Annotated in this window: 1 protein-coding gene; it reads right to left on the reverse strand. The window is 56.3% G+C overall.

From position 1 onward, the window contains the following. Window positions 1-93: 93 nt before the first annotated feature. Window positions 94-636 (reverse strand): TadE/TadG family type IV pilus assembly protein (locus tag NKI24_RS35870; RefSeq protein ID WP_352750945.1); only part of this gene is annotated, 543 nt, incomplete at its 5' end.

Consider the following 636-nt stretch of genomic DNA (forward strand, 5'->3'; position numbering starts at 1 on the left):
AAGATGCCGATCAAAAGCATTATCAGAAAAGGCGCGATCAGCGCGAACTCTAATGCAGCTCCGCCTGATGCATCCCCCGTGAAAGCTCTCGACTTAGCGGACACGAATCACCTGTTGATGACTGAGTTCGCGCGAGAGGGAAAACGCGCCAAAACTGAAGGGCGGTGACCAGGTGGCTGTCGCCTGTATTACGAGGAAGACCGAGGGGGCTTTCAAAGTGTCGCACAGGACCGATGGATCGGCCACGATGTTCCCGCACATGTATTTCCGGCTCACTGCCACCTGCGCGCCATCAGGATGGTTTTCCCAGCTCGAAAGAGCGACAGCTTGGATGGTCGTATCCTCGACTGCTCCTTGCATCACGAGGTTCGCCGCGGTTTTGACGCCTGCACGCATCGACAATGCGCTCGAGACAAAAGACCAGCCGTCGATGATGCCAAGAAGTACCAGGCAAAGGGCGGGCAGAACCAGCGCAAACTCTACCGCGGCAACACCCGAATCACTCCGGAACATCCGGACTTGTAGCCGATCCACGAAAACTACTCGACAAGCTGAACGGTTTGCGTGGCCGGAATGTCTCGCATTCCAAGGCTCGTGCAATCCTGAATGATGTTTGCGTTGCCGGACCATTGCACG

Source organism: Mesorhizobium sp. M0701, assembly GCF_040320365.1.
Classification (GTDB): Bacteria; Pseudomonadota; Alphaproteobacteria; order Rhizobiales; family Rhizobiaceae; genus Mesorhizobium.